This is a genomic window from Rossellomorea sp. NRS-1567 (assembly GCF_050467885.1).
Classification (GTDB): domain Bacteria; phylum Bacillota; class Bacilli; order Bacillales; family Bacillaceae_B; genus Rossellomorea; species Rossellomorea aquimaris_C.
In genome coordinates this window covers 39871-63006 of sequence record NZ_JBITPL010000011.1, presented here as the reverse complement: position 1 = coordinate 63006, position 23136 = coordinate 39871, and the positions used below count along the sequence as shown (strand labels likewise).

Below are 23136 nucleotides of genomic sequence, written 5' to 3'. Positions count from 1 at the left end.
CACATTATTAAGGACTTGACTTTTTACACCAAATAAAGACTCACCATAAATCGCCACCATTTCAACCTCACCCAATAAAAGAAACGACCTCCTAAAAGGTCGTTTCTCCTCCACCAGGCTACTGAACCGTATACCCGCCGTCCAGCACGACTGCCTGCCCGGTAATTCCCTTGGCTGCGTCGCTGCATAGGAACATGGTATAGTCTGCAATTTCTTTGACATCCAGTAATCTTCTCTGCGGTACGAGAGGATAGATGACTTCTTCTATCACTCTTTCAAACGGTATATTGCGCGTTTTTGCAAGGTCCCCCAGCTGATTGCGAACCAGGGGAGTGTCCACGTACCCAGGACAAACCGCATTCACGGTAATTCCATCCTGTGCCGCTTCCAATGCCGCTACCTTCGTGAGGCCGATGACTCCGTGTTTGGCAGAATTATAGGCTGCTTTGCCGGAGAAACCGACTAAGCCATTAATGGAGGCCATGTTGATGATCCGTCCCGATCCCTGCTCCTTCATGTGAGGCAGGGCATGCTTGATCGCGACAAATGGAGCGGTCAACATGACTTTTATGAGAAGTTCAAATTTCTCTGTCGGGAACTCTTCAATATGGGATACATGTTGTAGTCCTGCATTATTGATTAAGACATCCAGCTTCCCGTAGTGATCCACCGTTTTAGAGATTGCCTCTTTTAATTCCGATTCCGATGTCACGTCACAGCGCAGTCCAAGAACTTCATATCCTTCTGCCTTAAGGGCCTCAGAGGCTTTTTGAACGGTGTCTTCCTGCAGATCCGTCAGGACGACATTTGCTCCATTAGCAGCGAATTCTCTTCCGATTTCGTACCCGATCCCTTGCGCTGCCCCTGTTATGAATACAACTTTATTTTCAACCATGATGATACTCCTTTCTTAGATCCCTACGCCAAATGAGAATAAAAGAATCGCTAATGCTAAACCGATAAGTGGGACAATGACGGTTACTGCACCTACCGCACCATACGCTTCTCCATGTGATTCATTACAGATCGAGCGGATCGTCGTCACGACATATCCATTGTGCGGCAATGAGTCCAGTGCTCCTGAAGATATCGCGACTACCCGGTGAAGGGCTTCAGGATTCACACCCATATCAACATAGTGAGGAGCGAGGATCGGCAATGCGATCGCTTGACCACCGGAAGCTGAACCGGTCATCCCTGCTATCACACTGACGGCGATGGCTCCACCGATCAATGGGGATCCAGGAATATTCGTCATGACATCAACGGCTGTACTGAAGGCTGGAACGGCTTTGGCCACTCCTCCGAATCCAACGACGGCCGCTGTGTTACCTATGGCGATCAATGCTCCAACCGTACCTTCGGAAACAGCACCCCAGAAGCCTTTGAAATATTTGCGATTTAACACGTAAGCCGAAATCACACCACCTAATAAGGCAATGATAAGAGCGGATTGTTTTAAAGAATCGTGGAAAGTGAAAGCCAGGATAAGGACGACTAATAATGGCACCAATCCCATGAACGGATTAGGTAAAGGTCTTCCCTCATCAATGACCGGATCTTCTTCACGTGAATGAAACTTCTCTCCTTTATTGACTGCTTTGGTGATCATACGTTTTAACCACCAGTAGCCAAACACCGCCATAAACACGGCAACGATCAAGCTGACTTCCCAGCCTGCATATGGTGTTGTCCCCAGATATTCAATCGGGATCCAGTTTTGGATCTCAGGTGAACCTGCAGAAGTCATCGTGAACGTGACCGACCCGAATGCTAATGCCGCAGGAATGAAACGGCGTGGCAGATCCGCTTGTTTAAATAAACTAACGGCCATAGGATAAACAGAGAATGCCACTACAAAGAGACTGACTCCCCCGTATGTTAAAACCGCACAGGCAAGCACAATGGCGAACACGGCATACTTCATCCCCAGTTTTTCTACTACAAACCGTGAGACACTATCAGCGGCCCCGCTGTCTTCCATCACTTTTCCGAAAACGGCACCCAATAAGAACATCAGATACCAGGCAGCGACGAAGCTTGTAAAGCCTGACATATAGTTTGAAACGAGATTCGCTTCCCCCTCTCCCGCTAACTGCGGAAAGAGCGGCATACCACTCAACACTGCGACGAATAAAGCCGATATGGGACCAACAATCAATATGTTCATGCCCCTCATCGTTAAAAAGATTAATAAAATGAGTCCTCCAATAAGACCGATCATGCTTAACATGATATTTCCCCCTTTGTTCTCTAAAGATGATCAACGCAAAATGAAATCGTTTACATTTTTATCTAACCTTCTTCTCTCCTTTCCATAAAATACTTTCAAATAGAATACATGCAATAATTGTGCCAACTTTCAGATTACTAATCAATCACTCCTTTTCTCACCCACAAAATATAAGAATTCCAGGATTCTGGACAAATTCACCGTTTTAGTCACGAAATGTACATATTTGCACTAAAAATAAAACAGTCCGGAAATATGGACTGTTTTCCATATTTCCGGACTGCCGGCACAACCCTATCATAAAAGCTGATATTTATTTAATTTCTCATACAAGCTTGATTTACTTATCCCCAGTGTCTCTGCGACCTTTCGTTTATCGTGCTGATGAGTTTGCAAGCTTTGAGTCAACACGGATTTCTCCGTTTCTTCAAGAATTTCTTTTAATGTTTTAGAGCCGACATCATATAAGTTTCCAACCTTCATATAAGAAGGCAGTGACTGAAGAGAAATCCAGCTTTCATTAGACAAATAGGTGGAGGCGTTAATGACATTCTCTAATTCACGCAGATTCCCGGGCCAGCTATAGGAACGAAAAATCTGGATCACTTCGTTTTCAAATCCTTGGATCCGTTTCCCCGATGATTTTGTGGATTTTTCCAAGAAAAAGGCAGCCAAATTCTCGATATCTTCTTTCCGCTCACGGAGTGGGGGAATTTGAAAAGGGACTACATTAATACGATAGTACAGGTCGCTTCGAAATCGTTTTTCTTCCATCATTTTTTCAAGGGGACGGTTCGTTGCGGCGATGATGCGGACATCCACATGCTGAATCCTTGTTGAACCGACGGCCTCGACCTCCCCTTCCTGTAAAGCCCTGAGAAGCTTCGCCTGCATGTTGAGAGGCATGTCCCCAATTTCATCAAGGAATAGTGTCCCCTTATGAGCCAGCTGAAACTTCCCTTTTTTACCACCCTTTTTCGCTCCTGTAAAAGCTCCTTCTTCGTAACCGAATAGCTCTGATTCCAGTAGCTGCTCCGGTATCGCCGCGCAGTTCACTTTAATAAAAGGTTGTCCGCTTCTTTCGCTCAACTGGTGAATACTATGGGCGAACAGTTCTTTACCCGTTCCACTCTCCCCTCTGATCAGGATCGAAATGTCACTGGGGGCGATCATTTGAGCTTTGTCCTTCAATTTATTCATCCCGGGTGATTCACCGATAATATCATTCAGCGTGTATTTCACGCCTGTATTGATATCTTGAATGTAACTTTGAATTTTAGACATCATGTTCTTTACGTGAGAACTCATTTGCATCCATTCACTCGTGTCCCGGAAGATCACAGATCCAAATGCTCCTATCACCTTGCCATCAACCCGAATCGGAATTCGATTGGCGATCATATAGTTCCCTTTTATATATTGAAGGTCTGCCACTTCCTCTTTGCCACTATTCGCAACAATATGCATGCGTGTGTTTTCGATGACGTTAGTCACATGTGAGCCAATCGCTTTATTACGCTCAACCTCTAGAAAGCGACAGTAATTGTCATTTATATAAATAATCGTGCCTTCGTTATCAACGACGACCAACCATTCGAAAGCGTTCTCAAGAATGATTTCAATCATTTCGACGGATACCTTTTTTAATAAGCTGCTCATTTCCTTTGCCTCCTCTGTTTTTGAAAGAGAACATATACATCTATAGTAGCACATACAATCACCTTCGTTGCGGAAATGAAAACGGTTTGCCAATCTTTCAATTACTAGTGGAGAATCGGTTTAATTTATACGGAATTAGGGAAACTTCTTAACAATGAATGGAGGAATGAAAGGATGAAAATCGCAGAACTGAAAATATTTTATTTCGAAGACGATGGAATCATCCCGAACAACCCGGACCTGCCCGTAATCATTTACCGGAATGCACTTGATCATCCTCATGACGCCGAAGAGCTCTTCAACAGAAATCAGTGGCTCAATAGTTGGACAAATGGCATATATGATTACCACCATTACCATAGTAATGCACATGAAGCATTAGGGGTTATGGAAGGTGAGGCAACGGTTCAATTAGGCGGCGAAATGGGCGAGGAAGTGACGGTTCATAAAGGTGATGTGATCATCCTTCCAGCCGGGACAGGACATAAGAAATTATCCGCAAGTCCCGACTTTAAAGTCGCAGGAGCTTATCCGAACGGGGATGATTATAATTTAAAAAAAGGTTCATTACGAGAACGGCCAGGTGTTCTAATTGAAATTAAGAACGTTCCGTGTCCATCATTGGACCCTGTGTTTGGAAATACGGGTCCACTCATAAAATATTGGCTCAAGAAAAAGGTTTAACTTAAAGTTCTGCGTTCAATCGTTACGTTTTTATTCGATTTTTTCCCATTCCTATTTTTCTATAGTAATGCTTCTTAGAAACGACTATAAATATTTCTAAAACTTCCTATAATCTAACTGATTAGATTATTTTTTGTAAAATAGTCTTGTTTTCTTATAAGTCCTATGCTATTCTATTATAGCGATGAGCTGAATTGTGTAAGTCGGGGATCACGTCCTTGTGACAACAAACGATGTGGCGTTTGCTGATCTCTCGCCTCAATTTTTTGCAAGTGGGCTTCCGTAGGAAACGGGAGCCCTTTTTATATGGAATTAACCCCAATGAATCCTCATTGGGGTTTTCTTTATTGTTGAACCGATACGGAGACTGGGCTTTTCTTTTTCAACGGACGGTCATATTGACTCGTAATGACTAATGAGACCATGAAGAAAGCGATCAACGTCATAAACAGTACCTGCATGCTGAATAAGTCGACTAATACTCCTCCGATAAACGGTCCGATCATTCTTCCTCCTGTTGCTGTACTGTTGACGATTCCCTGATAGAACCCTTCTCTCCCTTTTGGAGCCAGTGAGTTAGCAATGGTAGGAACAGCCGGCCATATGAGCATTTCACCAATCGTCAGAATGATCATCGCAATGGCAAACCATTGAAATTGATCGGCAATCGAAGCCACTGCGAACGAAACCATGAAAATAATCGTCCCAATCATAATTTGAAGCTTTAAATTATGTTCAAAACGCTTGATGGCTTTCGATAAAAGTGGCTGTGCAACCACAATCAATGCTCCATTGATCGTCCACAATAAGCTATATTGTTTCAAGGAAATATTGATTTCCTGGGTGTACGTTGCAATGGTGGATTGCCATTGTACATAGCCCATCCAGCATAATAAATAGGCCACACAAATGAAGAGCAGTGCCTTCAGTTTCGATTTATCCCTTATCACCTTAGACTCATTCAACACGGATGTTTGATGACCGTTAACGGAAATGTTTCGATAACCCAATAAGGCAATGAAGAAAAAGACGATATACATACTAAGATTCGCTAAGAATATATAGTTAAAGGAAAACGAGGCGACGAATCCTCCTAATGCGGCTCCAACGGCAACTCCAATATTTTGCGCCACATAGACGGAATTGAATGCTTTCCGTCCACCTTCAGGCCATACCGAACCTGCTATGGCATACATGGAAGGAAAGACGATCCCTGAGCCAAATCCAACAATGGTCAAAAAGACCACATAGTGAGGCCAGCCATGCCAAATATTCATCCCGATGAGTGCAGTCAAGGTAATCGAAATCCCTACTAATATCGAGCGGTATCCACCAAGCTTATCAAAAAGTGTTCCCCCGATCAGATTTCCGATGACGCTTGCTCCAGCGTTCATCATCAGCACAATTCCCGCTACAGACAGTGACTTCCCTAAATTCTCATGTAGATAAATGGTATTAAGTGGCCATAAAAAAGAGGCACCTGTCACATTCACCATCATTCCAATGACAAGCAACCATAATGATTTGGGCATGATTCTGCCCCCTTTCCACCATTTTATTTCGAGTCCCAAAAGGATTTTACTCTTTTTTGTGAAAGGTGGCAAGAATTATTTCTCAAAATAGATGTCCTTTTTCACAACTAAAAAAACCAGGTGCACGTATGTAAAAAGCACCTGGTTTCTGTCCATTATTTTCCGTTATGATGATCGGATTTAACAGGCTGTCCCTGTTTTTCGTAACGCTTTTTCGCAGCTTTGACAGGATTGTTTTCAGCCCCGAATTCTGTATCTAAATTACGGAAATCACTGCGGGTCTTTTGTTCAGGGTTTTTTTTATCAGAACGTGTGGTCAATGTAATTTACCTCCTACTACATTTGGATCATGATCTAACAAAATCATCTCATTTTGTAACGCCTGAAGCTGAAGTCTCATTCGATGCAATTGTTCACGCTGTTGAGAGTTGGCGCTATTGGCCAAATGAGCAACGTCATTCACCGCTTCTTCAAGCTGCTGCATGGCTTGAGTGTATTCCACATCGTGGTAATGCTCTTGCTGTGTCCCGGATTTATATTGTTCTTGAGCGTAACGAATGGCATCTTCACACTTTTGAATGCATTCATCAACCGAATTTCTTGTTGCCATTTCGACTACCTCCTTGACGTATAGAATAAAGAAGAGGAAGGTCCCATCCTTACTCTCCTCCATCTTAGTTTGAACCTGATTGCCCGTTTCAGAAGTGGTAATCTTCACCTATTTCTCTATGCAGGATACATTTGACCCCGTGTTCATGTTAAAATCTCTTTGAGCCATACATACTTTTTTTTACACATTGAAACGTAGGAGGTGTTTGTCATGACGACAAACCCATTTCCATATGCCACAGATTTAAAACGATATCATACGTGGAACTACCATTTACGAAATCACTTTGGACATAAAGTCTTTAAGGTTGCTTTGGATGGCGGCTTCGATTGCCCGAACCGGGATGGCACGGTCGCCCATGGCGGCTGTACTTTTTGCAGTGTTGCCGGCTCAGGGGACTTTGCCGGAAGCAGGGTCGACTCTTTAGAAAAGCAATTCAATGACATTAAAGGAAGAATGCACAAGAAGTGGAAAGACGGTAAGTATATGGCGTATTTCCAAGCCTTCACCAACACTCACGCCCCTGTTGATGTGCTAAAAGAGAAATATGAATCCGTTCTCGAACAAGAGGATGTTGTAGGTATTTCTATCGCTACCCGTCCGGACTGCCTTCCTGACGATGTAGTCGAATATTTAGCTGAATTGAACGAAAGAACCTACTTATGGGTAGAACTGGGCCTGCAAACCGTTCACGAAAAAACCGCCTCGTTGATCAATCGGGCCCACGATTATCAGTGCTATGTCGAAGGAGTCAATAAATTAAGAAAACACGGTATACGGGTCTGTTCCCATATTATTAACGGACTTCCTCAAGAAGATGAAGAAATGATGATGGAAACCGCACGTGAAGTGGCCAAGCTTGACGTCCAGGGGATCAAAATTCATCTCCTGCACCTTCTAAAAGGAACTCCCATGGTCAAGCAATACGAAAAAGGACTGCTCGACTTCATGGATTTCGATCATTACGTAAAATTGGTTTGCGATCAGCTGGAAGTCATTCCACCGGAAATGATCGTTCACCGCATTACGGGGGACGGACCTATCGACCTGATGATCGGACCGATGTGGAGCGTGAATAAATGGAGTGTATTGAACGCCATTGATGATGAACTTAAACGCCGGGACAGCTGGCAGGGAAAATACTATAAAGTGGATGTGAAAACATGAAATTAGATCGAATCTTACCTTTTGCGAGAGAGCTTCTGGAACGGGTTGTCAAACCAGGAGATATTACAATAGACGCGACACTCGGAAATGGACATGACACCTTATTCCTGGCTCGGTTAGTAGGAGAAAATGGCCGGGTATACGGTTTTGACATTCAAGAGGAAGCTATTGAAAACACAAAAGAACAGCTCATCACCCATGATCTTGCTCACCGGGTGACACTCTTTCATCAAGGGCACGAGACAGTGATGAACGTCATTCCTCCATTGCACCACGGGAAAGTGACGGGGGCAGTATTTAATCTTGGATACCTACCTGGCGGTGACAAGGATATCGTTACCCGTCCGAAAACCACGATACTCGCCTTGAATCAAATCCTGGAAATGATGGCACCTGAAGGGATCCTCGTCCTTGTCATTTATCACGGACATCCTGAGGGTGCGGTAGAGAGAGATTACATCCTTCGCTATGTTGAAAGACTGGATCAAAACTATGTTCATGTCCTGAGATACCAATTCATGAACCAGCTTAATAATCCGCCGTTCATTGTGGCATTGGAGAAGAGATGAAAATAGTAAAAATAGGGACGGACCTTTTCGAGGTCCGTCCCTATTTTCTATAATAATTCCTTAGCAATTAATTCAAATGATTTGAGTTTATCTTGAAAGTCATGGGTGATACTGACGAGCATGATTTCATCTGTTTCGTACTGTTCACTGAGTGAAAGTAGTTGTTCTTTCACTTTTTTAGGATTTCCCACCACCATGCGTTTGCGATTTTCCCGTACTCTCATTTCTTCAAATGGGGTGTATTGATAAGCAGCCGCTTTTTCAGGGCTTGGTGTCCCGTTTGAACGCATGCCTTGTTCAATCATTAAGATCGCTAAGTCTATGCTGGATGCGACTCTTTCTGCTTCTTCATCCGTTTCAGCACAGATAGCAAACACGGCTACGATGTTCTTTGGCTCCTTCAGGTATTCGGAAGGAACAAAGTTATTTCTGTAAGCCTGCGTATATTGAGGGCCGCCTTCCCCATTAATAAACTGGGCAAAGGTATACGGTAATCCTTTTTGTGCCGCCAGCATCGCACTGGATGGACTTGAACCGAGCATCCATACTTCCGGCATCGTTTCAATTATCGGTGCTGCCGTTAATCCTTGATAGGGATGGGTATCCGGTAATGAATCGGTTAAGTACCCCAGCAGATCATCGATTTGTTCAGGATATCGATTGACGTCCCTAGGCTTCCCGTCGTGCAGGGCCATCGTTGCCATCGGCATTCCGCCAGGTGCCCTCCCGAGGCCTAAGTCAATCCGATTCGGGTTCAGCCCTTCAAGCAATCGAAAGTTCTCCGCTACTTTATAAGAAGAGTAATGAGGAAGCATCACCCCTCCGGAACCAACACGGATTCTTGACGTATTCTGTGCCAGATGGGCGATCAACACCTCCGGGGAGGAACCCGCAAGTCCCGTTGAATCATGATGCTCGGATACCCAGAAACGTTCGAATCCCAACTTCTCGACATGCTGTGCTAATTGTACTGTATGATGTAAAGCCTCTTGTGGGCTCATTCCTTCTGAAATGGGTGATTGATCTAAAACACTTAGCTTCAAAATGGACATCTCCTTTAATTGATGTGAGTATTATTATCAATTCAGTAGTAAAAAATGTCCACTAACATGCTTAAAGGGTGACTGCCGAGATGGCAGTCACCCTTTGATGTTTTGAATTATTTGTACAGTAATACCTTACCTACAGTACCGTCAGCACTTTGGCCTACCACACGGAATTTCAATCCGTAATTTGGTACGTTACGTCCGGCGTCTACCATACCTTTGTTGCTGTAATCCGCACTATCGTCAAATAATGGGTTACGTTTAGTGTGGTTGTCTTTCATCGTGATACCGGTAATACCAGAGTAATCCAAGAACATTTTCTCAGATTTATTTAAGCTGAATGCAGCATCGTGTACCTGGTAACGAGTCGATCCAACTGTACCATCGCTCCAATAATTTGTCTTTTGGTCTGCATCGACAACCCCGACGAATCCATCTCCAGGATGAGTTCCTGTCCAGTTTTCGCTGAATTGTTTGTCAACATACCATACTACCAGACCACCATCATATTTCATTATGCTTGCACCACGGCGGATGTTGGCAAGACCTTCATCTACACCGTTGTGGCTGCGCCATTCCAGTAGGTAGTAGTGGTCTGAGCGTTTGATACCGTCGTTTTTCGTGAAGCCGTCTAAATTGAATTCAGCGTCGCCTTCAGCGTCATCAAACAATACTTCTTGTCCATCGACCACTACAGATAAATCATCTGCATATAGACCAGGATTTGAAACTGCTCCGTCTGTTACGTACTCAATGGCTACCTCAACTTCTTCTCCTGCATAATCAGACAAATCGAATGAAGCATCTATCCAACCGTCAGAAGAGCCTGTGATACCATTTCCTGCATTAACATCATATGGATCCTCATTTGTAGTAATGTCACTAGCAATAGGCTCACCATTTACCGTTACATATGCATAATCCCAATCTTTCTCGATGTCATACCAAGCTTTGAAATTGAACTCAGCAGATGTAGCATTCGTTAAATCCACAGTAGTAGTTAAATAATTGTGTAGGTCATCAGCACTTCCTGAGAAGTACTCAAATTCACCGCTTGCCGGCTCATTGATGACTGTTTCTTTTTGCGGAAGATTTACTTTGACTACGTCGTTGTTTGTTCCTTTCGTGTTTGCTTCGTCAAGGAGTGTTTCCATTCCTTTACTAGTAACATCCTCTAAATCAATTTCTGATCCAGACAGCCAGTTTCCTTCAGTACCTGCACTATCCACTACAGCAGAAGACTGAAGCATTTCCTTCATATAAGGACTGAATCCAGTAGGCTGAGTACCAGGAATATCCCCGGCCCAGCTTCCGCTTGCCATGATGGACCAGTAGCTTACCGGCTCACCAGTACCTGAGTATTGTGTATCATATTCGTCTGGAAGACCTAAATCATGACCGAATTCGTGGGCCATAACTCCGACAGCACCGTCTTCAGGTTCGATCGTGTAGTCATAAGCATACATTGTTCCTACACCCCAATAATCCACTTCAGGTGACGGAGAACCTGCGATTGGGAAAATACCACCTAGGTTCCAACGATGAGACCAAATTGCGTCTGACCCTAAAGATCCTCCACCTGCTTCTTCACCGACACCAGAGTGAATAACCATTAAGTGATCAACAAGTCCATCCGGTTCAAGATAATCTCCATCCCCATCTAGATCATATCGATCCCATTTGTCATAGTCAGCAAGGTCTACATTCGGATCTGCAGCTGCTGCCTCTAAAGCTTCTTTTACAAGGCCTCTTGCATTCACGTCACTACCATCGGGTTGTGGGTCATTGCCACCATATGCTGCAGCTGGCTTACTTGCCGTATACCAACCTGCAACTTCACCTTGCACAGAATAGCTTCCACCTGACTGTTGTTCATAATATTGCTTCATGGAAACATAGGTTTTACCGTCTGGGCCTGTCCAACCACCAGTCCCGAATAACATGTCTTGATAATGTGCTCTAGAATAAGCATCCTCATCATCGTAATACATATCAGTTTCATCCGGAGTTAATGTATTATGAGGCTTATCAGGATAATCTACTAAAAGAACTAACACGTCATCCGTTCTTTTCTCTCCATTATAAGCTGCTTCTTCCACAGAAGCCGGTGCATTCTTCTTAGCTTGTCCAAGCTTATTTCCCTTACCTGACGTCAAGCTGTTATTCTTCATTTCTTTTTGAAGCTTAGACTTCGCTTCTGCTTCTTCACCGTGTAGTTCGCCTTCTTCCGCTTCTTTTTCAGCAGATTCCGCTTTCGCTTTCAGGAACTTTTGCAATGCTTTTTCCGCTTCGGCAGGTGTCGCATTTTGCTTGATCTTGCCTTCTTCCTTCAGCATTTCAATCAGGCGCTCGTCATTCGCAATGCCTAAATCAAAAGGCCCTCCATGTTTATGATCTTGTTTCACCGTCGGCTTCGCTAACACATTTTCAGGCACTGTGGTTGCAGCTGATGCAGGTACAGCAAATGCCCCTACACTTAATGCCGCGACCATGGCCATCGATAATACTTTACGAGATTTCAAACACGTTTCCCCCTCTTGTTATGTACTAAATTTTTACACTAATTAAAATATACTCCATTATTCTGAAAAGTAAATATTTTCAGAATACATTAGTTATTTAGTATTACGAAATAATATATTTTTAGTTAAATAGTATGATATTCCGCTATATTAAAGATGGGTAAATTGTCATAAATTGAAAGATGGCAACGAATATTATTTGTATATATATGGTATTTAAGGTCGAATTTAGTATATTAACTCCCGACTATAGTTTGATAAAACAGACAAAAAAAGGGACGGACCTTCGAAACTTGTTTCGAAGGTCCGTCCCTCTTTTTCAGGATGTTTTTTTCCGATTTCTCCATTTGCGGTAGATTTTTCCGTTGATGTAGAAGAATCTGGTGATCCAGCCGGCTTGTGCGATGAATTCTTTGGAGAAGGATTGTACTTTTTCTTGTTTGTTTGCCTTATCGTCTGACAGGTAGACGCCTATGAGACCTTTGTTGATCAGGCGGTGAAAATTGGCATGGGGCAGTTCATGGGTGTGTTCGTCTGCTTTCTGAAGGAAATGAAGCAGACGTTCTTTTAAATGCTCATCATCCTCGTAATAATAGCAGAAGTTCAAGTCTCCCCCCTCATGATCCTCATCCTGATCGATGAAGTAATCAAGAAGAATGTGTAAGCCTTGAATGTATGGAAAATATCCTTGTTTGATTTTTTCAGTATAAGATGGCTGAAAATCGCTTCGGCACGCGTATGACACTAAACAGAAGATGCCAAGTGTCGATCCGGAGCAGGCGGAAAACTCGTACCAATTCATTTCCGGAAGGTTCGAACGGTGGGTTTCAAACCAATTCTGCAGCCTTCCCACCCTTTCCTCTTTTTTTACATGTTTATGTATCTGCAAGTCGCAGTAGTATTCACAAAGCTGTATAAGATCCTTTTGGATGCTATCATAGTGGGTCAATGATTCAAGTACAGACTGACAGGTAAGCACTAAATCCCTCAGATACCCCCCGTCATCCTGATCGGCCCTTAAAGCATAGTAATTGGCAGGCTCAGCACCCACCGTCAAGGCGTCTTTCATGGATTGATGAAGAAGGGCAAAATCGTCGGGATCCAGGGAAACGCTTCGATCACACAGATTATCCAAATAATCGCTTATCGTTTGATAGGCAACGATAAATTGAATCGTGTCTTCTTTTTTGTCCAGCGCCAGCAGGGAAAGGATCGATCCACCTTCACAGTGAAACGTTTTATGTTCGATACTGGCAAGGGCCTGACTTCTTAGTTCCTGATTGGGGATCGCTTCTGCCCGTCTCTTCCACTCATCTAATTCTTTATGAACAATCGGAAAAACATTTCGGTATACTCTTGTCATTAACGAAAAGGGATCACTTGGGATCGACACCTTTACCACCTCTTTTACAAAATGTATCCTAGCGCTTTCAAACGACTTTCAATGAAAATCTTCGAGTATTCAAAGATATCTTCTCTTTCTGGTTCATTATAGATTTCATGATAGCATTTCGGCCATTCTTTGTAATGCATTTCAGATAAAGACAGTTCGTTGAACCATTTTTTCACTGCTTTTTTATCGACGATTTTGTCGTCACCTGCCTGCAGCACGAGCAGAGGAACGTCAGGCATTTTTTCCAGGTTTATAAAAGCTAGTTTGATCGCATGGGCGAGCTCCCTGTACCAGCGGACAGACACCTTGGTGATATAGAGTGAATCGTTGCTGTCAATTTCACGTACATCTGCATTTCTTGTTGCCATATCAATCGTTAATCCTGATGGAAACTTCACCATGGGAGCGATCTTATTCAAACCGTGGGATAAGAGCTCGATCGGTTTTGAAGGGGTCGTGACCAAGCCTAAACAAGGTGAGGACAATATCACACCTGCCAGGTTCACATGGGATTCCTGAAGCATACGCACCGCAACAAGCCCACCCATACTATGACCAATCACAAATACAGGCAATTCAAATTGATACGCCGCCTGTACCCAATCTTTCACTTCCACTATATATTCATCAAACGAATCAATATGTCCTCTTTGACTTCTTGAAGTCATACCCTGACCCGGTAAATCCCCCATGATGACATGGAAGCCTGCTGCACGCCACATTTCAATGAGCCAACCGTACCGGCCATGATGCTCCATTGCTCCATGAATGATAACGATGACTGCCTTTGCTTCTTGATCTGTTTCCCATTTCCACATGGCAATTCCTCCTTAATAGTTCTCTATGTGAATGAATTCTGCTACCATTATTATAGTAAATATTATTGAAAGGGGTAGTAAAAAATGCTCTATCCATATTATGATAAAAAACCAATCATCGCCCACTCGGCATACATTGCCGATCATGTGACCATCTCCGGGGATGTGGAGGTCGGTGAAGAGTCCAGCATCTGGTTTAACACCGTCATCAGAGGGGATGTCGCTCCAACGAAAATCGGTAATAAAGTAAATATACAGGATAATTCCATTCTTCATCAGAGTCCAAATAACCCTCTTATTCTTGAAGATGAAGTAACCGTAGGCCATGGAGTGATTCTACATAGCTGCAAAATCAGAAAAAAAGCTTTAATCGGCATGGGGTCGATCATTCTCGACAATGCTGAAATTGGTGAAGGGGCATTTATTGGGGCAGGAAGCCTTGTTCCACAAGGGAAAGTCATTCCTCCCAACACACTGGCATTCGGCCGGCCGGCAAAAGTAGTGAGAGAGTTAAACGAACATGATATTAGCGAAATGAAGCGCATTTCCAGAGAATACGCAGAAAAAGGACAATATTATAAAAGCATCAAACCATTTTAATATCCTATACTTGGGATACCCCAACCAGCCTTTGATTACTCATGGAATTTTTTCATGTGTGACTGGTAAAAAAATTGATGAACTTGATGGTTGTCTGCCAATTTCAAAATTTATCTGCCAAAAATCAATTTTATCTGCCGTTTTTTCATTTTATCTGCCGAAATGAGATTTATATGCCGATATACACAAAACATCTCATTTCACTACAATCCACCATCACTAAAAAGACCAACACCCTAAAAAGTGTTGGTCTCTTCTATCTCTATCTTTCCTTATTCGCTCAACGCTTCCGCTTTTAATGCTTCCGCTTTGTTTGTACGCTCCCAAGGAAGATCAATATCGGTACGGCCAAAGTGTCCGTAAGCAGCTGTCTGCTTGTAGATCGGACGACGAAGGTCCAGCATTTTGATGATTCCTGCAGGACGCAGATCAAAGTTATTGCGAACAACGTCAATGAGTACGTCTTCTGAAACTTTACCTGTTCCAAATGTATCAACTGAGATGGATACCGGTTGAGCAACACCGATTGCATACGCTAATTGAACTTCACATTTTTCAGCAAGTCCTGCTGCCACAATGTTCTTCGCTACATAACGTGCTGCATAGGCTGCAGAACGGTCCACTTTCGTTGCATCCTTACCAGAGAATGCACCGCCACCGTGACGAGCGTATCCGCCATATGTGTCAACGATGATTTTGCGTCCTGTTAACCCTGCATCACCTTGTGGTCCACCGATAACGAAACGACCAGTCGGGTTGATGAAGTATTTAGTCTCTCCATCGATCAGTTCTTTCGGTACAACAGGATCGATGACATATTCTTTTAAGTTACGTTGGATTTGCTCAAGCGTCACTTCAGGGTGATGCTGAGTCGAGATAACGATCGTGTCGATACGAACCGGCTTATCGTTTTCATCATATTCAACGGTTACTTGAGTTTTTCCATCCGGACGCAAGTAAGGAAGGATTTCTTCTTTACGAACTTCAGTCAGACGACGGGAAATTTTGTGGGCAAGGGAAATCGGAAGAGGCATAAGCTCTTTCGTTTCATTACAAGCGAATCCAAACATCAACCCCTGGTCACCTGCACCGATTGCATCGATTTCTTCATCCGTCATTTGACCTTCACGAGCTTCAAGTGCCTGATCTACACCTTGAGCGATATCAGCAGATTGCTCATCGATGGATGTTAATACAGCACATGTCTCGGCATCAAAGCCATATTTTGCACGAGTGTAGCCAATTTCACGGATCGTTTCACGAACGATTTTTGGAATATCGACATACGTACTCGTTGTAATTTCACCTGCAACAAGAACAAGACCCGTCGTAACAGACGTTTCACATGCTACACGAGCATTCGGATCATTTGTAAGAATTGCATCAAGAATTGAATCAGAGATTTGGTCACAAATTTTATCTGGATGTCCTTCGGTTACGGACTCAGATGTAAACAGACGACGTTTAGTTGACATCAAGGTTCCTCCTTAAGCATAATTGTTAGACTTTAATCTAACAAAACATTAAACAGATACGGTACTCATTTCCCTAAGTAGTATGAAGTAAACATGAATTTTTTATAAGAAAATCATGAATTATGTGCATTTGATCCACTATAAACAGAAAAAACCCTTCCTCGAAAAAAGCATTAGAGGAAAGGTTTCAGATCATAGCCGCGCCTTTTCTCTCTTATCGTTCAAGGTTCTTAGACCTTGCCTCAGTTTAGCACCTTCGCTTAATCAGATCATTTCAAACAGAAAGGATCCATTCACTATATAGCAGGTTGCTGGGTTTCATAGGGTCTGCTCCCTCCACCAGCTCAGGATAAGAGTATCCGTTCAAGGAACTATGATAACGTTTCGTACAAAGGGTGTCAACTTTTTTTCGAGTGACATGTTTAACCATTTAAGCTTACTCTTTTCATGATTCCAACCTATCTTGCCCTCATAAAATAACCTAATTAGGCAATGAGGCTAAACATTATGATAATTCCTTCATATATATAAGAAGATACAAGCTATATTCGGACAAAAAATGTGACAATATGAAGACACATTATAAAAATGAATAAATAGTATAGACTAATGGTTCAATTGTGTTATACTATTTTTGTGAAGTAAACGAGATCATTAAATTTATATAAAGGAAGGGTTCTAATGAATTCAGTGAGCATGTCTAATGAATTAACAGAATTACTTAACGGTCAAAACATTCAGGAACAATTATCTGTTTCCCAATTAGTTGAAAAAGTCCTTCAACGAAATGAAGGCGTTTTAACATCATCAGGTGCAGTCAGAGCAGAAACTGGTAAATACACAGGACGCTCTCCTAAGGATAAATTCATTGTAGAAGAACCATCCACGAAGGATAAGATTGAGTGGGGTTCTGTCAATCAACCAATCTCTTCAGAATCATTCGATAAACTATATACAAAAGTATTAGATTACTTAAAAGAAAAAGAAGAAGTATTTTCATTCAAAGGGTTCGCAGGTGCTGACCCAAAACATAGACTACCGATTCAAGTGATCAACGAATTCGCTTGGCATAATCTTTTCGCTCATCAATTATTCATTCGCCCTTCTGAAGAAGAGTTAAAGGGTCATCAATCCGAATTCACCGTCGTTTCTGCCCCGAACTTCAAGGCAGATCCAGCAGAAGATGGAACTCACTCTGAAACATTTATCATTGTATCATTTGAAAGAAGAATTGTCTTAATTGGCGGAACTGAGTATGCAGGAGAAATGAAGAAATCGATCTTCTCTGTCATGAACTATGTGCTTCCAGAATCCGATATCCTTTCCATGCACTGTTCTTCAAATGTCGGACGCGAAGGAGATGTGGCATTGTTCTTCGGTTTATCCGGTACAGGAAAAACGACATTGTCCGCAGATCCGAACCGTCGTCTAATCGGCGATGATGAGCACGGATGGTCCCCGAACGGTGTATTCAATATTGAAGGCGGCTGTTACGCTAAGTGTATTGGTCTGACACGTGAAAAGGAGCCACAGATCTTTGATGCGATCCGTTTCGGTTCTGTCCTTGAAAATGTGGTTCTCGATGACAATTCCCGCATCGCTGATTATGAGGATAACACATTAACAGAAAATACTCGTGCTGCGTACCCTCTTCAAGCGATGGAAAACATCGTTGAACCAAGTGTTGCAGGACATCCAAATACCATTGTATTCTTAACCGCAGATGCATTCGGGGTATTGCCTCCAATCAGCAAACTGACGAAAGAACAAGCAATGTACCACTTCTTGAGCGGCTATACATCGAAGCTTGCAGGTACTGAGCGCGGAATCACTTCACCACAGGCCACATTCTCGACGTGCTTTGGCTCACCATTCCTGCCACTCCCTGCCACTCGTTATGCCGAGATGCTTGGGAAGAAAATCGATGAGCACAATGCACAAGTATTCTTAGTGAACACTGGTTGGACCGGTGGAGAATACGGTGTTGGTAACCGCATGAAATTATCGTACACTCGTGCTATGATTCAAGCAGCTCTTGAAGGGGAACTGACTCACGTTGAAACAGAAACGGACGACATCTTTGGTCTGAACATCCCTGTTCACGTTCCTGGTGTTCCTGACGAAGTGCTTCAACCAAAGAGAACCTGGTCCAATGAAGCAGCCTATGAAGTGAAGGCAAAAGAACTTGCCCACAAATTCAACGAAAACTTCAAGAAATTCTCAAACGTACCATCTGAAATCGAACTTAAAGGCGGCCCAGCCGTTAAATAGTCTATATAACAAAGGTCCGTCCCTCGAATCGAGGGACGGACCTTTGACATTATAAAGGGGTTATAGCCCTTTCTTTCGCCCGGTGATTCTGTTAAATAAGAATACAACAATGGCAATAACAAGTAATACATGGATGATGGCCCCTCCGATTTTAAAAATCAATCCAAGTAACCAAAGGACTAAAAGAATTCCAATAATGGTCCAAAGCATAAGTTTCCCTCCTAATAACTGTGTTTGATGCTAAGATTCCCTATTTTAATGAATTTAAAACCACGCATGGTATTTCACAAAAAAAAGTGTAGCTATTCATAATTTCTGTTAGTCCCACTGAATTTATACAAGTTACATCACTTGTACCATCTATTATTGAAATTCCTCTAAAAATAATACTTTACTAAATATTTCTAATTTTGGTATGATAATGATTATTTACAGGAGGGGAACATGATGATCAGACAGCTTACAGAACAGGATCATGATATTTGCCAGCAACTCATTCATCAGCAGCCGGCTGAGAATTTGTTTATTATCGGGGACATCGAAGCCTTCGGGTATGAACAGGAATTCCAGAAAATCTGGGGCGACTTTGACGCGGAAGGAAATTTGAGGGGAATCCTCCTTAAGTACAGAGAAAACTTCATCCCTTTTTCCATGGGTGAATTTGATGCAGAAGGGTTTGCCGGAATCATCAATGGGACCGAAGACTACAGCATCGTTTCTGGTTTAAAAAGGATTGTGAAACAAGTCGAACCCTTTTTATCCAGAGAAATTAAATCCAAAAGACATATGTACTATGCGAAATGTGACAACACGGAAGCAATGGATCGACAAGACCTGCCTCATGTAAAACAGGCTACCCTCACTGATTTACCTAAACTTGTGGACCTGTTGAACAGCATCCCTGAATTCAGTGGTGGCGATTTTTCTGTAGAAAAGAGAAAACATAGCATGGAAGCAGGAGTGTCGAGAAGCTATTACGTAGAGGAAGACGGAAAATTTGTTTCTTCTTCTTCCACAACCGCGGAAAACAGTATGTCTGCGATGATTGTCGCTGTCTGCACACACCCTGAGTATAAGAAAAAAGGATATGCGACCGAGTGCATGACGAAGCTTTGTCGTGATGTTTTAGAAGAAGGAAAAGAGTTATGCCTTTTCTATGATAATCCTGAAGCAGGAAAAATTTATAAGCGAATCGGATTCAAGGATATTGGCTATTGGTCTATGTATAAATTTTAGTCATAAAAAAGTTGACTCCCAACAAAGAGTCAACTTTTTTCATTATGCTGCTACTTTCCGATTCCCAATCAATCTGGCTTGAACCAGTCGTTGTCTTACAGTGATTCCAATCCAGCTTGCAAGGAATGCTTTGATCAGTCCAACTACGATAAATGGATATACTCCTGCTGCCATTGCCTGATTCCAGCTAAGTTCGGCTACAAATTTAAGTTGAATGGTACCCAGGATCAACGTAATGATCATTCCGACTGTATTGGCAATCATCGCCATTGGAATGGTAAATTTGGTTTTTTCAAGAATGTAGCCTGTAAAGAAAGCCGCTACGATAAAGCCGAAGATATAGCCTCCCGTAGGACCGACCAGAACCTGTACCCCTCCACTGAAGCCCGCAAATACAGGAACACCGACTGCTCCAAGGGCTGCATAGCATACCATGGCGAACGCTCCATATCGGCTTCCGAGAATCGTCGCTGTAATTCCTACTGCTAATGTTTGGCCGCTGATTGGTACGAGTGGCAGTGGAATCTCGATTTGAGCGAAAATCCCCGTAATCGCAGCAAAGATGGCACAGTGAATGATCACCCTTAGTTTTTCTCCGTTCACTTTCAAATCCCCCTTGTGTATGTAAACTATGTATAATATTAAGTTAACACAATTAAAAGGATTTTGGGAAGCTTATTTTTTCTCCCTGCCTTTAACTGGGAGCATAGACATTACATATCTTTTCTTTTGCCTGCCATTCTATAGCGGTTTTTAATGAGACCCTGCCGTGGGGGAACTCATCAATTCCCTTATTGCTCACCAAATATAGGATGGTGCGATTTGGATGACGTTCATTAAATACCTGAATGATCCTTCCAATGGTTATGTATGGCATTTTCTTTTTCTCCTTATGAGCAGGACGCAATTCTTTTCAACTGCGTCCTGCGTTTTGAAAAAAGGGATCATGGGAACGTAATCAGCTACACTCGATCATATTTCTTTTCGTTTCCCGTCTATTATCTTTCCTTTTTAAGCAGCATTTCTTCACGCACCTGTTCCGCAGCTTCCACCATGGTTTTAAGCGCTAAGACCGTCTCATCGATCCCACGGGTTTTCAAACCACAATCCGGGTTGACCCAGAATAATTGGGGATCCAGCACTTCGAGAGCCCGATGTATATTACGGATTAACTCTTCATGCTTCGGCACACGTGGACTGTGAATGTCATATACCCCCAGGCCAATCCCTTTGTCATACGTATTGTCTTCAAAAACAGTGATTAATTCCCCATGACTTCTTGAGGTTTCAATCGAAATGACGTCAGCATCCAGATCACTGATGGCCTCAATAATATCTTCAAAATCTGAATAGCACATATGTGTATGGACCTGGGTTTGGTTCTGTACAGAAGAAGTGGCCAATTTGAAAGCATAAACGGCAGCCTTAAGATATTCCTCCCAATTTTCACTCTTTAAAGGCAGTCCTTCCCTAAGTGCCGGCTCATCGACTTGTATCATGCGAATCCCATTGGCTTCTAGTTCCTCTATCTCCTTTTGAAGAGACAGTGCGATTTGATTAGCCACTTCATACCGGGATACATCATTCCGAACAAATGACCAATTCAGAATCGTGATAGGACCCGTTAACATCCCTTTAACCGGTTTATCGGTTAATGATTGAGCATATACGGTTTCTTTGACGGTCATAGGTTCTTTAAAATTCACATCCCCATATATGAGTGGTGGTTTCACACATCTGGAACCGTATGATTGTACCCACCCATACTTCGTAAATTGAAAACCTTCTAATTTTTCACCAAAAAATTCAACCATATCCGTCCGTTCGAATTCACCATGTACCAGCACATCAAGGCCTATTTGTTCCTGAATTTCAATCCACCGTTTTATTTCTGCATGAATATATTGCTGATACTCCCCTTCAGAAAGTTCTCCCTTTCTCCATTTCAACCTTTGCCTTCTTACTTCCTGTGTTTGAGGAAAACTGCCGATTGTAGTGGTAGGTAGAACAGGTAATGAAAAGTACTTGGCCTGTTCCAGTTTACGAACGTGAAAAGGATCCTTTCTCCCGACATTATGGGGATGCAATCCTTTAACCTCTTCCTGCACCTCCCTATTATTACGCAGCGGTGATTCGTTTAAATTCTTAATCGCCTTTTCACTTTGAGCGATATCATCCTCTATTGTCTCGGCTCCCTTACGAATCCCCTTTGTTAAAATAGTGATTTCATGTAATTTCTCATCAGCAAATGATAGAGCGTCAATGAGAGGTGTACCAAGTGCTTCTTCATTCTGCAAGGTTACAGGTACATGTAGTAAACTGCATGATGGTTGTATGATCAAGCGATCACTCGGCACATACCCTGCAATGAACGATAGAAGCGAATGGGTATCGGCAAGATTACTTCTCCAAATATTCCTGCCATCAAGAATGCCGGCAGCCAGGAATTTCCCCTTAGGAAAGCCAAATCTTTTCAGCGCCGCCAAATTCTCACCACGATCATGCACAAAATCTATCCCTATACCATCTACCGGGAGTGCTAACACCCGCTGGTACCTTTCCAAACTATCATAATAGGTTTGAAGGATGATCTTTAAGCCCGGGCAGGATTCTTTAAGGGTTTGATAGACCTCTTTGAATTGATCCATCTCTTCATCCCCGATAGAGGTGCACAATATCGGTTCATCCATTTGTACCCACTCTACACCCTCTTCCTTTAATTCACGCAATACTTCTGCATAAAGAGGGACAAATCGATCAACAAGGGTTATATAATCCCCGGTTTCATATCCTTTAGACAACTTCACAAAAGTGAGTGGACCTAAGATAACCGGCTTCCCTTTTATCCCTGCTTTTTCTTTTGCCTCTCTATAAAAATGCAGAGGACGATTTTCTACCAACCGGGGTTCGATCCCATCAAGTTCAGGCACGAGATAGTGATAGTTGGTGTTAAACCATTTTGTCATTTCCAGTGCCACCGCGTCCTTCGCGCCTCTGGCCATTTCGAAATACGTTTCAAGAGAAACCTTACCCCCACTATAATGAAACCTCTCGGGAACCAAACCGAACATGACGGCTGTATCAAGCACATGATCATATAAGCTGAAATCTCCAACCGGAACCAGATCAATCCCCTGGTCCAATTGCTTCTTCAAATGGTTGACTCGTATTTCCTCCATTTTTTCTAAGAAGGTATCCTTTTCAATCTTCCCTGCCCAAAATTGTTCCAGCGTCTTTTTCCATTCACGCTTTTCACCGATCCTTGGATATCCTAAATTCGAACTGATCACATTACTCATTCAATCCTCACTCCTTATCTTG

The 23136-nt window shown here is 42.7% G+C and carries 21 protein-coding genes and 1 riboswitch; of the genes, 6 read left to right on the top strand and 15 right to left on the bottom strand.

Annotated elements, in window-relative coordinates; translation table 11 throughout:
• Positions 1-118 precede the first annotated feature (118 nt).
• The 3 genes from ACIFOD_RS07290 to ACIFOD_RS07280 form a co-directional block, all read right to left on the bottom strand.
• Positions 119-895: a 3-hydroxybutyrate dehydrogenase gene (locus ACIFOD_RS07290; protein WP_430314081.1), complete on the bottom strand. Its 777-nt coding sequence runs from the start codon at positions 893-895 to the stop codon at positions 119-121.
• A gap of 15 nt (positions 896-910) precedes the next feature.
• Positions 911-2233 (bottom strand): GntP family permease, encoded by a 1323-nt coding sequence (locus tag ACIFOD_RS07285; RefSeq protein WP_113969822.1) that lies wholly within the window; start codon positions 2231-2233, stop codon positions 911-913.
• Positions 2234-2530: 297 nt separating this feature from the next.
• Positions 2531-3892, bottom strand: a complete 1362-nt coding sequence (locus ACIFOD_RS07280; protein ID WP_430314080.1) for a sigma-54 interaction domain-containing protein — start codon at positions 3890-3892, stop codon at positions 2531-2533.
• 174 nt (positions 3893-4066) lie between these two features.
• On the opposite strand from ACIFOD_RS07280, the gene ACIFOD_RS07275 reads away from it, so the two are divergent.
• Entirely contained in the window at positions 4067-4576 is a 510-nt protein-coding gene (locus ACIFOD_RS07275; protein ID WP_430314079.1) for a cupin domain-containing protein, read from the top strand.
• 344 nt (positions 4577-4920) lie between these two features.
• On the opposite strand, the gene ACIFOD_RS07270 is transcribed toward ACIFOD_RS07275, so the two are convergent.
• The 3 genes from ACIFOD_RS07270 to ACIFOD_RS07260 all read right to left on the bottom strand — a co-directional run bounded on the left by ACIFOD_RS07270 (position 4921) and on the right by ACIFOD_RS07260 (position 6718).
• Positions 4921-6108 carry an MDR family MFS transporter gene (locus tag ACIFOD_RS07270; protein ID WP_430314078.1) on the bottom strand — a complete coding sequence of 396 codons (1188 nt, stop codon included), beginning with the start codon at positions 6106-6108 and terminating at the stop codon, positions 4921-4923.
• A 155-nt stretch (positions 6109-6263) separates the two neighbouring features.
• Entirely contained in the window at positions 6264-6428 is a 165-nt protein-coding gene (locus tag ACIFOD_RS07265) for a glycogen biosynthesis protein GlgD (RefSeq protein ID WP_299739435.1), read from the bottom strand.
• Positions 6425-6718: a YtzC family protein gene (locus ACIFOD_RS07260; RefSeq protein WP_113969827.1), complete on the bottom strand. Its 294-nt coding sequence runs from the start codon at positions 6716-6718 to the stop codon at positions 6425-6427. Before ACIFOD_RS07260 ends, ACIFOD_RS07265 begins: the two co-directional genes overlap by 4 nt.
• A 210-nt stretch (positions 6719-6928) precedes the next feature.
• On the opposite strand from ACIFOD_RS07260, the gene ACIFOD_RS07255 reads away from it, so the two are divergent.
• Positions 6929-7885, top strand: a complete 957-nt coding sequence (locus ACIFOD_RS07255) for a TIGR01212 family radical SAM protein (RefSeq protein ID WP_430314077.1) — start codon at positions 6929-6931, stop codon at positions 7883-7885.
• Positions 7882-8454 carry a class I SAM-dependent methyltransferase gene (locus tag ACIFOD_RS07250; RefSeq protein WP_430314076.1) on the top strand — a complete coding sequence of 191 codons (573 nt, stop codon included), beginning with the start codon at positions 7882-7884 and terminating at the stop codon, positions 8452-8454. Before ACIFOD_RS07255 ends, ACIFOD_RS07250 begins: the two co-directional genes overlap by 4 nt.
• A gap of 47 nt (positions 8455-8501) precedes the next feature.
• Here ACIFOD_RS07250 and ACIFOD_RS07245 read toward each other — a convergent pair whose 3' ends face one another.
• The 4 genes from ACIFOD_RS07245 to ACIFOD_RS07230 all read right to left on the bottom strand — a co-directional run bounded on the left by ACIFOD_RS07245 (position 8502) and on the right by ACIFOD_RS07230 (position 14233).
• On the bottom strand, positions 8502-9506 hold the full coding sequence (locus ACIFOD_RS07245) for an LLM class flavin-dependent oxidoreductase (RefSeq protein WP_430314075.1): 1005 nt from the start codon (positions 9504-9506) through the stop codon (positions 8502-8504).
• A 107-nt stretch (positions 9507-9613) separates the two neighbouring features.
• Positions 9614-11998, bottom strand: a complete 2385-nt coding sequence (locus ACIFOD_RS07240; RefSeq protein ID WP_430314084.1) for an immune inhibitor A domain-containing protein — start codon at positions 11996-11998, stop codon at positions 9614-9616.
• 343 nt (positions 11999-12341) lie between these two features.
• The gene (locus ACIFOD_RS07235) at positions 12342-13415 is read right to left on the bottom strand and encodes a tetraprenyl-beta-curcumene synthase family protein (protein ID WP_430314074.1); all 1074 of its coding nucleotides are present in this window, start codon (positions 13413-13415) and stop codon (positions 12342-12344) included.
• Between the two features lie 14 nt (positions 13416-13429).
• Entirely contained in the window at positions 13430-14233 is an 804-nt protein-coding gene (locus tag ACIFOD_RS07230) for an alpha/beta fold hydrolase (protein ID WP_113969832.1), read from the bottom strand.
• Between the two features lie 84 nt (positions 14234-14317).
• On the opposite strand from ACIFOD_RS07230, the gene ACIFOD_RS07225 reads away from it, so the two are divergent.
• On the top strand, positions 14318-14833 hold the full coding sequence (locus tag ACIFOD_RS07225; RefSeq protein ID WP_113969833.1) for a gamma carbonic anhydrase: 516 nt from the start codon (positions 14318-14320) through the stop codon (positions 14831-14833).
• A gap of 272 nt (positions 14834-15105) precedes the next feature.
• Here the strand turns inward: ACIFOD_RS07225 and metK are convergent, their stop codons facing one another.
• Positions 15106-16308 (bottom strand): methionine adenosyltransferase, encoded by a 1203-nt coding sequence (gene metK, locus ACIFOD_RS07220; RefSeq protein WP_430314073.1) that lies wholly within the window; start codon positions 16306-16308, stop codon positions 15106-15108.
• A gap of 211 nt (positions 16309-16519) precedes the next feature.
• A riboswitch (SAM riboswitch) is annotated at positions 16520-16664 on the bottom strand.
• Between the two features lie 325 nt (positions 16665-16989).
• Between metK and pckA the strand changes: the two genes are divergently transcribed.
• Positions 16990-18579, top strand: a complete 1590-nt coding sequence (pckA, locus tag ACIFOD_RS07215) for a phosphoenolpyruvate carboxykinase (ATP) (protein ID WP_113969835.1) — start codon at positions 16990-16992, stop codon at positions 18577-18579.
• Between the two features lie 60 nt (positions 18580-18639).
• Here the strand turns inward: pckA and ACIFOD_RS07210 are convergent, their stop codons facing one another.
• Positions 18640-18789, bottom strand: coding sequence for a lmo0937 family membrane protein (locus tag ACIFOD_RS07210; protein WP_113969836.1), 150 nt, complete (start codon positions 18787-18789; stop codon positions 18640-18642).
• Between the two features lie 237 nt (positions 18790-19026).
• Here ACIFOD_RS07210 and ACIFOD_RS07205 point away from each other — a divergent pair, with 237 nt between their 5' ends.
• Positions 19027-19815: a GNAT family N-acetyltransferase gene (locus ACIFOD_RS07205; RefSeq protein ID WP_430314072.1), complete on the top strand. Its 789-nt coding sequence runs from the start codon at positions 19027-19029 to the stop codon at positions 19813-19815.
• 42 nt (positions 19816-19857) lie between these two features.
• Here the strand turns inward: ACIFOD_RS07205 and ACIFOD_RS07200 are convergent, their stop codons facing one another.
• The 3 genes from ACIFOD_RS07200 to metE form a co-directional block, all read right to left on the bottom strand.
• Positions 19858-20424, bottom strand: coding sequence for a biotin transporter BioY (locus tag ACIFOD_RS07200; RefSeq protein ID WP_430314071.1), 567 nt, complete (start codon positions 20422-20424; stop codon positions 19858-19860).
• An 85-nt stretch (positions 20425-20509) separates the two neighbouring features.
• Positions 20510-20692 (bottom strand): hypothetical protein, encoded by a 183-nt coding sequence (locus ACIFOD_RS07195; protein WP_430314070.1) that lies wholly within the window; start codon positions 20690-20692, stop codon positions 20510-20512.
• Positions 20693-20813: 121 nt separating this feature from the next.
• Positions 20814-23114, bottom strand: coding sequence for a 5-methyltetrahydropteroyltriglutamate--homocysteine S-methyltransferase (metE, locus tag ACIFOD_RS07190; protein WP_430314069.1), 2301 nt, complete (start codon positions 23112-23114; stop codon positions 20814-20816).
• Positions 23115-23136: the final 22 nt, after the last annotated feature.

Coding starts and splice junctions, on each gene's coding strand:
- ACIFOD_RS07205 (WP_430314072.1), top strand. CDS start 19,027: ATGATCAGACAGCTTACAGAACAGGATCATGATATTTGCCAGCAACTC.
- ACIFOD_RS07280 (WP_430314080.1), bottom strand. CDS start 3,892: ATGAGCAGCTTATTAAAAAAGGTATCCGTCGAAATGATTGAAATCATT.
- ACIFOD_RS07255 (WP_430314077.1), top strand. CDS start 6,929: ATGACGACAAACCCATTTCCATATGCCACAGATTTAAAACGATATCAT.
- metE (WP_430314069.1), bottom strand. CDS start 23,114: ATGAGTAATGTGATCAGTTCGAATTTAGGATATCCAAGGATCGGTGAA.
- ACIFOD_RS07195 (WP_430314070.1), bottom strand. CDS start 20,692: ATGCCATACATAACCATTGGAAGGATCATTCAGGTATTTAATGAACGT.
- ACIFOD_RS07245 (WP_430314075.1), bottom strand. CDS start 9,506: ATGTCCATTTTGAAGCTAAGTGTTTTAGATCAATCACCCATTTCAGAA.
- ACIFOD_RS07250 (WP_430314076.1), top strand. CDS start 7,882: ATGAAATTAGATCGAATCTTACCTTTTGCGAGAGAGCTTCTGGAACGG.
- ACIFOD_RS07290 (WP_430314081.1), bottom strand. CDS start 895: ATGGTTGAAAATAAAGTTGTATTCATAACAGGGGCAGCGCAAGGGATC.
- ACIFOD_RS07230 (WP_113969832.1), bottom strand. CDS start 14,233: ATGTGGAAATGGGAAACAGATCAAGAAGCAAAGGCAGTCATCGTTATC.
- ACIFOD_RS07240 (WP_430314084.1), bottom strand. CDS start 11,998: ATGGCCATGGTCGCGGCATTAAGTGTAGGGGCATTTGCTGTACCTGCA.
- ACIFOD_RS07285 (WP_113969822.1), bottom strand. CDS start 2,233: ATGTTAAGCATGATCGGTCTTATTGGAGGACTCATTTTATTAATCTTT.
- pckA (WP_113969835.1), top strand. CDS start 16,990: ATGAATTCAGTGAGCATGTCTAATGAATTAACAGAATTACTTAACGGT.
- ACIFOD_RS07210 (WP_113969836.1), bottom strand. CDS start 18,789: ATGCTTTGGACCATTATTGGAATTCTTTTAGTCCTTTGGTTACTTGGA.
- ACIFOD_RS07260 (WP_113969827.1), bottom strand. CDS start 6,718: ATGGCAACAAGAAATTCGGTTGATGAATGCATTCAAAAGTGTGAAGAT.
- ACIFOD_RS07270 (WP_430314078.1), bottom strand. CDS start 6,108: ATGCCCAAATCATTATGGTTGCTTGTCATTGGAATGATGGTGAATGTG.
- ACIFOD_RS07225 (WP_113969833.1), top strand. CDS start 14,318: ATGCTCTATCCATATTATGATAAAAAACCAATCATCGCCCACTCGGCA.
- metK (WP_430314073.1), bottom strand. CDS start 16,308: ATGTCAACTAAACGTCGTCTGTTTACATCTGAGTCCGTAACCGAAGGA.
- ACIFOD_RS07275 (WP_430314079.1), top strand. CDS start 4,067: ATGAAAATCGCAGAACTGAAAATATTTTATTTCGAAGACGATGGAATC.